This is a genomic window from Streptomyces sp. NPDC037013 (assembly GCF_055607265.1).
Genome location: NZ_JBVJRV010000006.1, coordinates 95,626 through 110,072, shown reverse-complemented (window position 1 = coordinate 110,072; position 14,447 = coordinate 95,626). Strand labels below are relative to the sequence as shown.

The 14,447-nt window shown below is 73.1% G+C and carries 10 protein-coding genes and 2 tRNA genes; 8 read left to right on the top strand and 4 right to left on the bottom strand.

Going from position 1 to position 14,447, the window contains the following annotated elements:
- Entirely contained in the window at positions 1–1,290 is a 1,290-nt protein-coding gene (locus ACZ7DY_RS22715) for an MFS transporter (protein WP_471137874.1), read from the bottom strand.
- Positions 1,291–1,422: 132 nt separating this feature from the next.
- On the opposite strand from ACZ7DY_RS22715, the gene ACZ7DY_RS22710 reads away from it, so the two are divergent.
- Positions 1,423–1,998: a TetR/AcrR family transcriptional regulator gene (locus ACZ7DY_RS22710; RefSeq protein ID WP_471137873.1), complete on the top strand. Its 576-nt coding sequence runs from the start codon at positions 1,423–1,425 to the stop codon at positions 1,996–1,998.
- A gap of 39 nt (positions 1,999–2,037) precedes the next feature.
- Here ACZ7DY_RS22710 and ACZ7DY_RS22705 read toward each other — a convergent pair whose 3' ends face one another.
- Complete coding sequence (locus tag ACZ7DY_RS22705; RefSeq protein WP_471137871.1) at positions 2,038–6,621, bottom strand: PAS domain-containing protein; 4,584 nt, start codon at positions 6,619–6,621, stop codon at positions 2,038–2,040.
- A gap of 168 nt (positions 6,622–6,789) precedes the next feature.
- On the bottom strand, positions 6,790–7,212 hold the full coding sequence (locus ACZ7DY_RS22700) for an SSI family serine proteinase inhibitor (protein WP_471137869.1): 423 nt from the start codon (positions 7,210–7,212) through the stop codon (positions 6,790–6,792).
- Positions 7,213–7,469: 257 nt separating this feature from the next.
- On the opposite strand from ACZ7DY_RS22700, the gene ACZ7DY_RS22695 reads away from it, so the two are divergent.
- From ACZ7DY_RS22695 to ACZ7DY_RS22665, 7 genes are all read left to right on the top strand, one after another.
- A tRNA-Ser gene (locus tag ACZ7DY_RS22695) sits at positions 7,470–7,560 on the top strand.
- Positions 7,561–7,745: 185 nt separating this feature from the next.
- Positions 7,746–7,818 (top strand) — tRNA-Arg (locus ACZ7DY_RS22690).
- Positions 7,819–7,914: 96 nt separating this feature from the next.
- A complete protein-coding gene (locus ACZ7DY_RS22685; RefSeq protein WP_471137867.1) occupies positions 7,915–8,793 on the top strand; it encodes a DUF2797 domain-containing protein in 879 nt (292 codons plus the stop codon).
- A gap of 190 nt (positions 8,794–8,983) precedes the next feature.
- Positions 8,984–9,877: an amidohydrolase family protein gene (locus tag ACZ7DY_RS22680; RefSeq protein WP_471137865.1), complete on the top strand. Its 894-nt coding sequence runs from the start codon at positions 8,984–8,986 to the stop codon at positions 9,875–9,877.
- A 91-nt stretch (positions 9,878–9,968) separates the two neighbouring features.
- On the top strand, positions 9,969–10,718 hold the full coding sequence (locus tag ACZ7DY_RS22675; RefSeq protein WP_471137863.1) for a response regulator transcription factor: 750 nt from the start codon (positions 9,969–9,971) through the stop codon (positions 10,716–10,718).
- A 130-nt stretch (positions 10,719–10,848) separates the two neighbouring features.
- Entirely contained in the window at positions 10,849–12,351 is a 1,503-nt protein-coding gene (locus ACZ7DY_RS22670) for an MFS transporter (RefSeq protein ID WP_471137862.1), read from the top strand.
- Positions 12,352–12,466: 115 nt separating this feature from the next.
- Complete coding sequence (locus tag ACZ7DY_RS22665) at positions 12,467–13,240, top strand: TetR/AcrR family transcriptional regulator (RefSeq protein ID WP_471137860.1); 774 nt, start codon at positions 12,467–12,469, stop codon at positions 13,238–13,240.
- Positions 13,241–13,468: 228 nt separating this feature from the next.
- Here ACZ7DY_RS22665 and ACZ7DY_RS22660 read toward each other — a convergent pair whose 3' ends face one another.
- Positions 13,469–14,290 (bottom strand): YceI family protein, encoded by an 822-nt coding sequence (locus ACZ7DY_RS22660; RefSeq protein ID WP_471137859.1) that lies wholly within the window; start codon positions 14,288–14,290, stop codon positions 13,469–13,471.
- Positions 14,291–14,447 lie beyond the last annotated feature (157 nt).

Below are 14,447 nucleotides of genomic sequence, written 5' to 3'. Positions count from 1 at the left end.
TCAGGCGGCCGTCTTGCTGCCGGTGGTCCTCCGGCCGGCCCGGCGTCCCGGTATCGCGGTCGTCGCCCAGCTGAGCACGAGCCAGAGCGCGGCGACCGCGCACACGCCCGTCCAGCCCCAGTGGGTGAAGGCGGTCCCCGCGAGGGCGGAGGCGAGCGCGCCGCCCGCGAAACCGGCCACCACATAGGCGGTGTTGGCGACCGCCGGCGTCGAGGTGGTCGTCAGCGCCAGCGTCTGATTGGCGACGTGGTTGGCGACCAGCGCCATGTGCAGGGCGACCGCCCCGGCGCACAGGGCCCAGAGAGCACTGCCCCCGAGCCAGAACAACGGCACGGAGATCGCCGCCGCCCTGTACGCGTACGAGATGACCTTCGCGGCGCCGAAGCGGTCCATGAGGCCGCCCGCGATCGGTGCCACGACGGAGGCCGCGAGTCCGAAGAGACCGAAGAGGCCCGCGGTGGCGGTCGACATGCCGTACCCGTCCGCGCCGCTCTCGGTGAGCAGCAGGGCCAGCGAGGTCCACAGCGCGCTCCACGCCCCGTACATCCCGCCCTGGCGTACGCAGGCGCGCCGCAGATCGGCCGAGGCCCGCACCACCCCGGGCAGTTGGGCGAGACCGGCGAAGAGCGGGCCTGTCCTGCGGCGGCGCTCGACGGGCAGCACGAGGGCCGAGGCCAGACCGAGCACCGCGGTGAGGACGGCGGCGCCCACGAAGACGCGACGCCACCCGAAGGCCTGCCCGGCGAGCCCGCCGAGGACGCGGGCCGCCACGATCCCGGTGAAGAGGCCGGCTATGACCGCCGCGACATGACTGGCCCGCCGGTGCGCGGGCGCCCGCTCGGCGACCAGCGGCACGAGCAGCTGCGGCACGACCGTCGCCGTGGAGGCCACCAGGACGGCGGCGGCGAGCGCGGCGGCCCCGGAGGCGGTCGCGCCCACGCCCAGCGCCACGGCGGCGACCACGGAGAGCACCGCGACGAGCCTGCGGCGGTCGACCCGGTCACCGAGCGGGGCGAAGAACAGCAGCCCCGCCGCGTACCCGAACTGGGCCACCGAGGCGACCCACGCGACGGCCGACGGCGTGGAGCCGAAGTCACGGGCGATCAGGGGGAGCAGTGGCGCCGCTATGTAGATGTTCGCGGCCGTCACGGCGCTGCAGACGGAGATGAGGACGAGGAAGACGCCGTGCGGGACGGGGAGGGGATGCGGAGCGGTGGGTGGCGGGGGCGGGCCGGGTGACGTGGAGGAAGTGGGTGAGGTGGAGGGCGTGGATGTCGGGGGTGTCGGCATGGGGACGGGCTCCATGAAGTGGGCGACAACTGGCAACCAACTGGTTGGTTGGAAAGAGTCTGCGTCCGGTCTCGTCGACCTGTCAAGCAACCAACCAGTTGGTTACCCGAATGGGTTCGATACGCTGTCCGCATGGCAGTGAGAGACCCCGAGGCCACGAAGGCGCGGATCTTCGAGGCGGCCGTCGCCGAATTCGCCCGGTACGGCATCGCGGGCGCCCGCATCGACCGCATCGCGAGCGAGGCGAAGGCCAACAAGCAGCTCATCTATGCCTATTTCGGCAACAAGGCGGAGCTGTTCACGCAGGTGCTGGAGAAGCGCATGCTGGAGATGGCCGTCGCCAACCCCGTCGACGCGGACGACATGGACGGCTGGATGGACCGGCTGATGGATTACCACGCCGCCCATCCCGAGCTGCTGCGCCTGCTCTTCTGGGAGGGCATCGAGTACGGCACCGAGGAGCTCCCCGACGAGCGGGAGCGCCGCGACCACTACGACCGCAAGGTCGCCGTCCTCGCCGACGCCCAGGCCCGCGGGGTCATCAGCGACGAGGTCCCCGCGTCCCACCTGCTCTTCATGGTGGTCGCGCTGGCCGGCTGGTCCACGGCCGTGCCCCAGATGCGGCGGATCCTCGTCGGCGACGAGGACGCCGACCGCGAGCGGCTGCGCGCCTCCATCAAGGCGGCGGTACGGCGCATCACCGCCTGAGCCGGTCGTGCCGCCGCCCCGTACGGGCCTGTCGGCCTTCTAGTTCGTGCCGATCTTCGCCAGCAGGTCCACGATCCGGCTCTGCACCTCGCTGCTGGTGGAGCGCTCGGCGAGGAACAGGACGGTCTCGCCCGCCGCGAGCTTCGGCAGGTCCGTCTCGTCGACGGCGGCGGTGTAGACGACAAGCGGGGTGCGGTTCAACTGCCCGTTCGCCCGCAGCCAGTCGACGATCCCGGCCCTGCGGCGGCGTACCTGCAGCAGGTCCATCACCACCAGGTTCGGCCGCATCTGCGCGGCGAGCGTCACCGCGTCCGCGTCGCTCTCGGCCCTGGCGACCTGCATGCCGCGCCGTTCCAGCGTGGCGGTCAGGGCGAGCGCGATCTCCTCGTGCTCCTCGATGAGCAGGACCCGGGGCGGGTGCTGCTCGCTGTCGCGCGGCGCGAGGGCCTTCAGGAGTACGGCGGGGTCGGCGCCGTACGCCGCCTCGCGCGTCGCCTGGCCCAAGCCCGCCGTCACGAGCACCGGCACCTCGGCGGCGACGGCGGCCTGACGCAGCGACTGCAGAGCGGTACGCGTGATCGGACCGGTGAGCGGGTCGACGAAGAGTGCCGCGGGGAACGCCGCGATCTGCGCGTCGACCTCCTCCCGCGAGTGCACGATCACCGGGCGGTAGCCGCGGTCGCTCAGCGCCTGCTGCGTGGTGACATCGGGCGCGGGCCACACCAGGAGACGGCGCGGGTTGTCCAGCGGCTCGGGCGGCAACTCGTCGTCCATCGGCTGCGGCTGGGGCCGGTTCGCGACCTCGACGGCACCGCCGGGACCGTCCAGCGGCTCCGGCCCCTCGTCGGCGTCCTCGTCCGGCGCGCCGATCGCGTACGACCGTCCGGTGCCCTCGGTGGTGGACGCGATACGGGACTGGGGGTGCTGCGGATGCTGGGGGTGCCCCGGGGGCGGGGTGTGCGGCTGGGGCGGCTGCGGGCGCGCCGCGTTCTCGGGGCGCTCGTCGGCCGTGGGGTCGGGGGGCGTGCCGAGCCGGCGCCGGCGCCCGGAACCGCCGAGCGTCTGCGACTGGGACGGCGACGGGGCCTGCTGTGCCGCGCCGGGTGCCGATTGCGGCTGGGCCTGGCCCTGTTGGGAGGCGGGGGCCGCCTGGCCGGGCTGCGGGGACTGGGGCGGCAGCGGGGGTCGCGGAGACTGGGGCGCCTGGGGTGCCTGGGGGATACGGGCGTTCCGCGGCGGCTGCTGGCTCTGGCTCGGCTGGCTCTGGCTCGGCTGGCTCTGGCTCGGCTGGCTCTGGCCGGGCTGGTTCTGGGCGGGTACGGCTGTGCCGCCCTGTCGGCCGCGCTGCTGCTCGGTGATCTGCTGGCCGAACGGCACGCCCTGCCCGAGGGTGCGCACGCTGATCGAGCGGCCCTGCGTCGAGTTGGGGTCCCCGGCCGGGGCCTCGGCGGGCAGCGGCTGGGCCGCCCGGGCCTGCGGGCCGTGCTCGGGCGGAAGGGCGGTGCCCCGGGCGGGCGACGGAATGCCGTGCGCGGGGGTGCCACCGGAGTGCGGGGTTTCCTGAGCGGGCACGCCGCCGGGCGGGGTCGTGCCGTCGGGCCACGGCTGCGGTGCGGGCAGCGGGCCGGGCTCACCGGCGCGACGGCGCCTCGGAGTCTGGGCCTGGGCCTGGGACTGGGACTGCACCTGGGCGTGCGGATGGGGCTGGGGCTGGGGCTGGCTCTCGGCCTGGGCCGCCATCGGATTCGGGTTGTGGACCCCGGCGGGAGTCCCCTCCGGGGGCGTTCCTTGCGGGACCCCAGGAACCTGCGGAGCGCGAGGACCCTGCGCGACCCCCGGCACCTGCGGCGCCGCCTCAGGCACCGGCGCCGGGCGGGCGCGGCGGCCCGTGGGGGCCTGCGCCGGGTGGGGCTGCGGCGGCGTGTGGTCGTCGTCCCCGGGGTGAACGGCCGCCCCGTGCTGACCGGTGATCTCCTGCGCGGCCGCGTACTCCTGGCCCGGGACGTGTCCGGCGGCGTACCCCGCGACGTCCTGTTCCGGCACGCGGTCGGCCGTGGCGGGCGGCAGCGCGAAGACGCGCCCGCTGTTCGCCTCCTCCGCGGCGGCCCGCTCCCTGGCGGCGGCCAGCGCGCGCCGTGCCCGGCGCCCGGTGGGCCGCGCGGCGGCGTCACCGTGTCCGGACTCGACCGCGGCGAGCTCGACACCCGTGCCCGGGGCGGCGGCGGAGGCCTCCGACGGGCCCGAGGCCAGCGCGGGCAGCGCGTGCTGCTCACCGGACCGCCGGGCGCGGCGCCCGGTCGCCCCTTCGGCGACAGGCACACCCTGCGGCGGCACGGTCTCGCCCAACGCCGCCGATCCGGCCGCGTGTTCGGCGGCCGTCATCACGGCACCCTCGGCGGCACTCGGCCGACCGCGCCGTCGTCCCGTACCGCCTCCGGAGACACCACCGGAAGCACCGCCGGATGCGCCACCGGACGTCTCCGAAGCCTGCCCCCCGGCTCCGGGACCGTTCCCCGGACCGACGTCCGCACCGCCACCCGGACCGGTGGTCAGAGCGGTCCCCGGACCGGTGACCACGGACCCGCCGAGGCTCTCCGGAGAGGCCTCGGCCGCACGCCGTCCCCTGCGCCGCCCCGTACCAGTGGCCGCACCAGCACCACCTGTCTCCAGGCCGCCGCCCTCCGTGCCCCCGGGAACAGAGTCCCCGTCACCCGGAACAGCGCTGTCCAAGAAGGAGTCCACCGAGGCCCGCCGGGCACGCCGACGCCCGCCGCCCGAGGTGGCCGAAGCCTGCTCGGGCACGACGACCGAACTGCCGGGAGCGCCGCCGGAAGGCAGAGCTGAAGAAGAGGACAGGGAGGGCGAAGAAGGCGAACCCGCCGCCTCCGTAGAGCCCGCCCCCGTACCGGCCCCCTCCGTAGCCGCCCCGATCGGCACCTCGAGAACGTACGCACTGCCGCCCATACCCGGCACCTCGTGCGTCTGCAGCACGCCTCCGTGCGCGCGCACGATGCCCCGGACGATCGGCTCGTGCACCGGGTCTCCCCCGGCGTACGGCCCACGCACCTCGATGCGGACGACCTCGCCGCGCTGGGCGGCGGCCACCACGATGGTCGAGTCGACGCCAGAACCAACACCGGCACCGGCGCCAGCACCGCCACCAGCACCACCGATACCGAGCCCCGCGCGCGTGTTCCCGGTCGCGTCGATGCCCGCCACGTCCGCGATGAGGTGGGCGAGAGCCGTGGCGAGCCGGCCCGCGTCGGCGAAGAGCTCGATCGGCGGCGCGTGCACCGCGAACTGCGCGCGCCCGGGACCGATCAGTTCGACCGCGCCCTCCACGCCGGCGGCGACGACCGCGTCGAGCAGGACCGGCGTACGGGACAGCTGTTCGTCGCCCGCGTCGAGCCGCTGGAAGCCGAGGACGTTGTCGACGAGCGTGGTCATCCGGGCGTACCCGGCCGACAGGTGGTGCAGGACCTGGTTGGCCTCGGGCCAGAGCTGGCCGGCGTCGTCCGAGGCGAGAGCGGCCAGTTCGCGGCGGAGCTCGTCGAGGGGCCCGCGCAGGGACGAACCGAGGACGGCGAGCAGCTGTTCGTGCCGGGCGGCCAGCGCCTCGTACCGCGTCTTCTCGCGCTCGGCCAGCTCTTCGAAGCGGTCCTTCTCGCGCTCGGCGAGCGCCGCGTACCGCTCCTGTTCGGCGGCGAGTTCCTCGGCCCGCTGCTCCTCTGCGGCCTTGATCTCCTCGGCGCGCAGCTCGGCGGCGGCGGCGAGCTCCTCCGCGTGCCGGGCCAGCGCGGCCTCGTACTTCTCGTTCAGCTCGTCGTAGGGCCTGCGGTCGGTGAACGTCATCACCGCGCCGACCAGTTGGTCCCCGTCGCGCACCGGCGACGTCGTCAGGTCCACCGGCACCTTGGCGCCGCTCTTGGACCACAGGACCTGCCCGCGCACCCGGTGCTTGCGGCCCGAGCGCAGCGTGTCGGCGAGCGGGGACTCCTCGTACGGGAAGGGCTCGCCGTCGGCGCGCGAGTGCAGGACCAGCGGGTGCAGTTCCTGGCCGCCGAGGTCACTGGCCCGGAAACCCAGTATCTGGGCGGCGGCCGGATTGACGAGGACGACCCGGCCGTCGGTGTCCGTCCCGACGACGCCCTCGGCCGCCGCGCGCAGGATCATCTCGGTCTGCCGCTGGGAGCGCGCGAGTTCGGCCTCGGTGTCCACGGTGCCCGAAAGGTCCCGTACGACGAGCATGAGCAGTTCGTCGCCGGTGTACCCATGGGTGTCGTACGCGTTCCTGCCGTCCTCCAGCGGGGAGCTGGTCACCTCGACGGGGAACTCGATGCCGTCCGTGCGCCGGGCGGTCATCCGCGTCGGCTTGGTGCGACCGCGCTCGTCGATGGTGTCCGGGCGCCGCATGGATCCGGGGATGAGCCGGGAGTCGAACTCCGGCAGCAGATCGAGCAGACCGCGCCCCACGAGCGCGGTGCCGGGGGCCTCGAACGCCTCGAGCGCGATGGCGTTGGCGTTCACCACCGTGCCGTTGGCGTTGACGAGGACCAGCGCGTCCGGGAGCGCGTCGAGTATGGCTGCGAGGCGAGCAGCGCCTCGGGATGGCCTGCTGCTCACGACGACGCTTCCTCCCTGATGTACCGCTTCTTGCCGACTCGCTCAGGCCATCTTGCCCCTCGGCCCGTGGCGTGTCACGGGAGGGAGTCTACGGGGAGAGGTTGCGCCCGCGACGCCGGATGTAAGGGAGGTCGCACGCAGAAGCTGTGAGTTTTCAGTACTGCCTGGTCACGCGGAGGTTGCGGGCAGCACCGGCACGAGAGCGTCCCAACGCCCGATCTCGCAGCCGTTGCTGCGCTCGTACCTGGCGTCGACGGGCCGGCCCTGCCAGGTCCCCGTGATGCGCGCGGTGGCGGGCCCGCCGTACTGCATCGTGCACATCGCGTCCTTGGGCACGGGCGCGAACGGGTCGCGGCCCCACACCGTGACCTCCCGGAGCCGCTGACACGCCCCGGCGGGGTCCGGGTGCGAGCCGCCGGTGGGGTGGCACTTCAGTACGTACGTCCCGTCGCTGTCGCCGCCCGCGTCGGTGACGGTCACGGTGAGCCGGTCCGTGGGGGTCGGCAGGGGCGCGGTGGCGTGGGCGGAGACGGGCACGGCGGACAGCGCGGCGACGGAGGCGACGGCGGTGAGGGTGAGACGACGCAGCATTTCAGGCTCCACGGTGACGGAGGACGGGAAACGGAGGACGGAGAAGATCAGAGGGATGAGGAGGGAGAGGAGGGAGAGGAGTGGAAGGGACGGGTGGTCTACCGCTCTAACGCCGTACGCCGCGCGACGTTGCGGTGCCGCGGCACGCTTTGCCCTGCGGGCCGCGCGACTAGTACCGTGGAGCCGCGATTGGTGACAGGCCGCCCGGCTGTGTCATCATCTGCACGCACCCCCGCGCTCGCGCAGGTGTGCAAGCTGGAGGCGTCGCCTAGTCCGGTCTATGGCGCCGCACTGCTAATGCGGTTTGGGCCTTAAAGCCCATCGAGGGTTCAAATCCCTCCGCCTCCGCAGCATGATCCGAAGCCCCGGTCCATCTGGACCGGGGCTTCGCTCGTATGGCGGACGTTTCCGCAGCTCACAAGGGGTCCGCCTAATGGATTTCACATGGCGGCGGCAGTCATGTAATGTTCTTCCTGTCGCCGCGAGCGGGCCGAAGGGCCGGGGAGCGGAGACAGAAACAAAAGAAAAAACAAGCACTCGTAGCTTAACGGATAGAGCATCTGACTACGGATCAGAAGGTTGCAGGTTCGAATCCTGCCGAGTGCACATGAGCAAGAGGCCCCCGGAGATCATCCGGGGGCCTCTTGCGTTGTCCGGACGCTGTGAAGGCGTCCGTCCCGGCGGGTGAGGAGCGTGGCGGGCGTGGTGTGGCGGTGTGCGGGGCTCGGGTGGCCGGGCGGCGGGCCCGTGCTGCGGTGGGAAGGCGGCCGGGACAGCGCACTCGCGTACGGAACGGAGATCGGGTTCCGGGCCGTCGGGGAGCGGCGGTGCGTGGGGGCGCGGGGCAATCCGTGTCCGCTGCGGGCCGTCGTGCCGGGCCGGGCCACGCAGGCGCGCTGCCCGGAGTGCGCGCGGCTGGACCGGGCGTTCTCGGTGGCGGCGGACGGTGTGCCCGACGACCCGCGGACGTACCGCGTGTACCTGGCGTGGTTCGGGCCGGGGCTGGTGAAGGTCGGCATCACCGCGGAGGAGCGGGGTGCCGTGCGGCTCCTGGAGCAGGGGGCGGTGGCCTTCTGCTGGCTGGGGCGGGGGCCCTTGATGGCGGCGCGGCGTACGGAGGAGCTGCTGCGCGCCGCGCTGGGCGTGCCGGACCGGGTGCCGTACGCGCGGAAGCGGGAGGTCCGGGGCGCGCTGCCCGAGTGGCCTGAGCGGGCGCGGGAGCTGGCGGAGCTGCACCGGCGGGCCGTGGGCCTCGACGGGTGGGCGGAGTCGTTGGAGCGGGTGGCGTTCGAGGCCGTCGACCACTCGGAGGCGTTCGGGCTCGCGGCCGGGCCGGGGGTCGTCGGTTCGGTGGTGTGGGAGCTGGTCGACGGCGGGACGGTCGCGGGGCGGCTCGTCGCGGCCGCCGGGCCCGATCTGCACCTTCAGGTCGGGGGCGGGGGCGTCCTCGCCGTCGATACACGCGTGCTCGTGGGGTGGGAGCTGGTGGCGGCCGGGCCGGACGCGGGCGTGACGGTGCCGGTCCGGGCCGTGGCGGACGCGGGGGGCGGCGGGGCGGCCGAGCAGGAGGGGCTCTTCTGACGGGTGCCCCGGCGCGGGGAGGGTGGTGGTTCCTGCCTCCAGGGGTGGACGTGGGTGCGGTGCGGGCCCGAGGGTGGCGGCATGCGTGATCACGCCGGAGGCGGGGTGCCGGGCCGCGTCGGCTTCGTGCGTACGTCGCCGGCACCGTACGCCCCGGCACAGCACCGGGCCGGTCGAGAGGAGCCCGGTTGTGAGCGAGAGCATCGGTACGGAGGCCGCTGCCGTACGGCGGTTCTGGGAGCGGCTCGGGGTGCCCGGACTCATCGACGTACACACGCACTTCATGCCCGAACAGGTGCTGAAGAAGGTCTGGGCGTACTTCGACTCCTTCGGGACGGCGGGGGCGCCCGTCCAGTGGCCCATCACCTACCGGCACGAGGAGGAGCGACGCGTCGGCCTGCTCGGGGAGTTCGGGGTGCGGGCCTTCACCTCGATGCTGTATCCGCACAAGCCGGGCATGGCGGAGTGGCTCAACGCGTGGTCCGCCGATTTCGCGCGGCGCACCCCCGGCTGTCTGCACACGGCGACGTTCTTCCCGGAGCCGGGGGTGGACCGGTATGTGCGGGAGGCCGTCGAGGCGGGGGCGCGGGTCTTCAAGTCGCATGTGCAGGTGGGGGGTTACGACCCCAATGACCCGCTGCTCGATCCGGTGTGGGGGCTGCTCGCCGAGGCGGGCGTGCCGGTCGTCACGCACTGCGGGTCCGGCCCCGAGCCGGGCAAGCACACCGGGCCGGGCCCGATCGGCCGGCTCCTCGCGCGCCATCCGCGGCTGCCGGTCGTCGTGGCGCACATGGGGATGCCCGAGTACGCCGAATTCTTCACGCTCGCCGAACGGTACGCACAGGTGCGGCTCGACACGACCATGGCCTTCACCGACTTCAGCGAGGCGCTGATGCCGTTCCCGGCGCAGGAGTCGGCGAGACTGGCCGACCTGGGGGAGAAGGTGCTGCTGGGCAGCGACTTCCCCAACATCCCCTACACGTACCTCCATCAGCTGGAGTCGCTGGAGCGGCTCGGCCTGGGCGACGCGTGGCTGCGGGGCGTCGTGTACGGGAACGCCGCGCGGCTCTTCCGGATCGGCTGAGTCCGGCCGGGCAGGGGCGCGGGCGCGTTTCTCAGGGAATTCACAGGTTCGCGCAAGAGTGCTCTCAGAGGCGCGGCGCAGGGTGAATGCCATGACCATGACCTCGCCTCAGGTGCGTACCGAACCGCTCAGGCCGGACGGGAGCCCCGTCCGCGTGCTCGTCGTGGACGACGAGGTGTCGCTCACCGACCTGCTCTCCATGGCCCTTCGCTACGAGGGCTGGGAGATCCGCAGCGCCGCCGACGGCGCGGGCGCGGTGCGGGCCGCGCGCGCGTTCCGGCCCGACGTCGTGGTGCTGGACATGATGCTGCCCGACATGGACGGCCTCTCCGTGCTCGGCAGGCTGCGCCGCGAGATGCCGGACGTGCCCGTGCTCTTCCTCACCGCGAAGGACGCGGCGGAGGACCGCATCGCCGGGCTCACGGCCGGCGGCGACGACTACGTCACCAAGCCGTTCGGCCTGGAAGAGGTGGTGGCGCGGCTGCGCGGACTCATCCGGCGCGCGGGCGCCGCCGACAAGCGCAGCGCGTCCACCCTGGTGGTGGGGGACCTGACGCTGGACGAGGACAGCCACGAGGTGACGCGGGGCGGGGACTCCATCCACCTCACCGCCACCGAGTTCGAGCTGCTGCGCTACCTCATGCGCAATCCGCGGCGCGTCCTCAGCAAGGCGCAGATCCTCGACCGGGTGTGGAACTACGACTTCGGGGGCCAGGCCAACATCGTCGAGCTCTACATCTCGTACCTCCGCAGGAAGATCGACGCCGGACGCGAGCCGATGATCCATACGCGGCGCGGGGCGGGATACCTGATCAAGGCGGCGGTACCCGTCCCGTCGTGAGCCGCGCGCGGTCCCCAGCCCGTCCTACGCCTCCCTCCCCCGAACAATTCCCTTGTACGCCGTACGGGACCCGTTCTACGGTGTGAATCAAGCACGCCCCGTACACCGTAGAACAGAGAGGGAGGGCTGAATGACGGCAACGACCGCCGAGACCCCCACCGCCTCGCAGAGGCACCCGCAGCGCTGGCTGATCCTCGGCGTCATCTGCCTGGCGCAGCTCACCGTGCTGCTGGACAACACCGTCCTCAGCGTCGCGATCCCCTCCCTCACCCGGGAGCTGGACGCGTCCACGTCCGACATCCAGTGGATGATCAACGCGTACTCGCTGGTCCAGTCGGGTCTGCTGCTCACCGCGGGCAGCGCCGCCGACCGCTACGGCCGCAAGAAGCTGCTCGCCGCGGGCCTCGCCCTCTTCGGCACCGGCTCCCTCGCGGCCGGCCTGGCCCAGAGTTCCGGGCAGCTCATCGCCGCCCGCGCGGGCATGGGCATCGGCGGCGCGCTGCTCATGACCACCACCCTCGCGGTCGTCGTGCAGATCTTCGACGACACCGAGCGCGTCAAGGCGATCGGCCTCTGGGCCACCATCAACTCCCTCGGGTTCGCGGCCGGACCGCTGCTCGGCGGCTTCATGCTGGACCACTTCTGGTGGGGGTCGATCTTCCTCGTCAACATCCCCGTGGCGCTGCTGGGCCTCGCCGCGGTCCTCAGGCTCGTCCCCGAGTCCAAGAATCCCCAGGGCGACCGCCCCGACCTCCTCGGCGCGCTGCTCTCCACCGTCGGCATGGCCGCGGTGGTCTACGCGATCATCTCCGGCCCCGAGCACGGCTGGACGTCGGCCCGGGTACTGGTCTCCGCCGCCGTCGGCGTACTCGTCCTCGGCGCGTTCGCGCTCTGGGAGCTGCGCGTCCCGTATCCGATGCTGGACATGCACTTCTTCCGCAACCAGCGGTTCGTCGGTGCCGTGGCGGGCGCCATCCTGGTCGCCTTCGGCCTGAGCGGTTCGCTCTTCCTGCTCACCCAGCACCTCCAGTTCGTGCTCGGATACGAGCCGTTGGAGGCGGGGCTGCGCACGGCGCCGCTCGCGGTGACCATCGTGGCCCTGAACCTCGCGGGCGTCGGCGCGAAGCTGCACGCCAAGATGGGCACGCCCATCACGATCGCGTCCGGCATGAGCCTGCTCGCGGCGGGCCTCGCCGCGATAGCGCTGCTCGGCGGCGACAACTACAACGGCCTGCTGCTCGGCCTGATCGTCATGGGCGCGGGCATCGCGCTCGCCATGCCGGCCATGGCCAACGCCATCATGAGCGCCATCCCGCCGGAGAAGGCGGGCGTGGGCGCGGGCATCAACGGCACGCTCGCGGAGTTCGGCAACGGCCTGGGCGTCGCCGTGCTCGGCGCGGTCCTCAACTCCCGGTTCGCCGGGCTCGTCGCGGTCTCCGCCGCCTCCTTCCCCGCAGCGATGGCCGCGGCGGGGTCGGCGGGCGAGCGCGAGCGGATCGCCGACGCGTTCTCCTCCGGCCTGGAGACGAGTCAGCTGGTGGGCGCCGCGGCGGTGCTCGCCGGCGGCATCCTGGCCGCCGCGTTGCTGCACCGGGCGGAAAGGGCAGACTCCGTGGGTAAGACAGCGGCATAGCATCGGGGAGGGCGGACCATCCCGTTCCGTCACGGGCCGTCCGTCCTCCCCCACGCCGCCACCCACACCCGGAGACAACCGCTCCAGGACCGAGGACCAACGAGGAAGGCGCGCCATGGCGAAGGCTGCCGGCCGCACGAAGAACACGGCGCGGACGAGCGTCTGGCTGCAGGCGAAGAACCCGCGCGGCAGCGGCCGCAAGGGCGATCAGCCGAGCGGCCTCGACCGGGGCCGCATCACCGGGGCCACGGTCCGCCTCCTGGACGCGGAGGGCCTCGACAAGTTCTCCATGCGCAGGCTCGCCGCGGAACTCAACGTCACGGCGATGTCCGTCTACTGGTACGTGGACACCAAGGAGGACCTCCTGGAGCTCGCCCTGGACTCGGTCTGCGGCGAGATGCGGCTGCCCGACCCGGACGCGGCGCCCGGGGAGTGGCGCGACCAGCTCCGGGCCCTGGCCGACGAGTACCGGGCGATGCTCATCCGGCACCCCTGGGTCTCGCCGCTGGTCGGCAGGTACCTCAACATCGGCCCGAACTGGCTGGCGTTCGCCCGCGCGATCCAGCACACGGTGCGGAACACGGGCCTGCCCGCGTACACGCAGAACGGGGCGATCTCGGCGGTCTTCCAGTTCGTGTACGGCTTCGGGACGATCGAGGGCCACTATCTCTCGCGGTGCGCGGAGGCGGGGCTGTCGCCGGAGGAGTACTACCAGGAGGCGGCCGGGACCGTACGGGACGAGCTCGCGACGCACGGGCTGCTGGAGAGTGCGGAGGAGCTGATGGCGGCGCGGGGGAGCGACACGGTCGAGGAAATGTGGGAACGGGACTTCACGATCGCCCTCGATCTAATGATCGCGGGGATCGAGTCCCTCCTGGCCCGCACGTAATCCGCCCTCCGGGCCGGGGCGGGGCCGGGGGCCGGTGGGGGTTGCTCCCTGTCCCCTCCGTGCGGCCACGAACAGTCCCGCCGCTCCGCGGCGGATACCTCCCACCCACCCACCCGTTTGCCCCGCGCCGCAGGGCTGGAGTAGGGGCTGGGGTGGGGGTGGGTCTGCCCGCGCCGCAGGGTTGGAGTAGGGGCGAGGGTGGGGGTGGGTTTACCCGCGCCGCCCCCCTCAGCCCGCCTGCGGCAGCGACTCTCCCTGGACCGCCTGGATGTCCAGTTCGACCTTGAGTGTCGTGCCGATCGCCGAGATCCCCGCCTGCACCACCTGGTTGTAGTTCATGGCGAAGTCCTCCCGTCGCAGCTCCGTCGTGGCCCGGAAGGCCGCCCGCGTCCCGCCCCAGGGGTCCGCCCCGGTGCCCAGGTAGCTCAGCTCCAGGTCGACCGGCCGTACGACCCCGTGCATGCCCAGCTCGCCGTGGACCGTCCAGCGGTCCGTGCCCGCGGGGGTCAGCCCGTTCGACCGGTACGTGATCTCCGGGTACTGCTCGACGTCGAGGAAGTCGGGCGACTTCAGGTGCCCGTCCCGCATCCCGTTGCCCGTATCGATCGACGCCGACCGGATGACCGCCTCGACCCGCGACTTCTCGACGTCCTCGGCGATCTCGATCCGCCCGCCGAACTCCGTGAACCGCCCGTGCACACTCGTGATCCCGAGGTGCTGCGCGACCGCGCCGACGGTGGAGTGCGCCGGGTCGATGGCCCACGGGCCGGGCGGCGGCAGCTCCGTGCCGCCCTGCCGGGCGAGGACGACGTTGCCGACCTCCGCCCGCCCGCCCGCGGTGACGAGCGCCGTGGAGGCGACGGGCGCGTACCCGACGGCGGTGACGATGACGGTGTAGGGCCCGGCCGCGAGGGCGGTCCCGTCCCGTACGACGCCGTCCTCGTCCGCGGCGGCCCGCAGTACCTGCGTCCCGGTCATGTCGGTCACCGTGACGACGGCGTGGGACACGGCCCACCCGTCACGTGTGCGGATCCGAGCGCTGAGTGCCATCCCGTTTACTCCTTGCCGGGCTCCGCTCAGGAAGCCCCAAAGTCCATGCTCACGTCCGCGCTGCTGCGCGGACGAGACGGCCCCCGGCGGCGGTGGCCGGCCGTCCCCTGCCATGAATGCCACCGCCGGCCCGGGGGCCCTTTCCGCGACCGGCCCA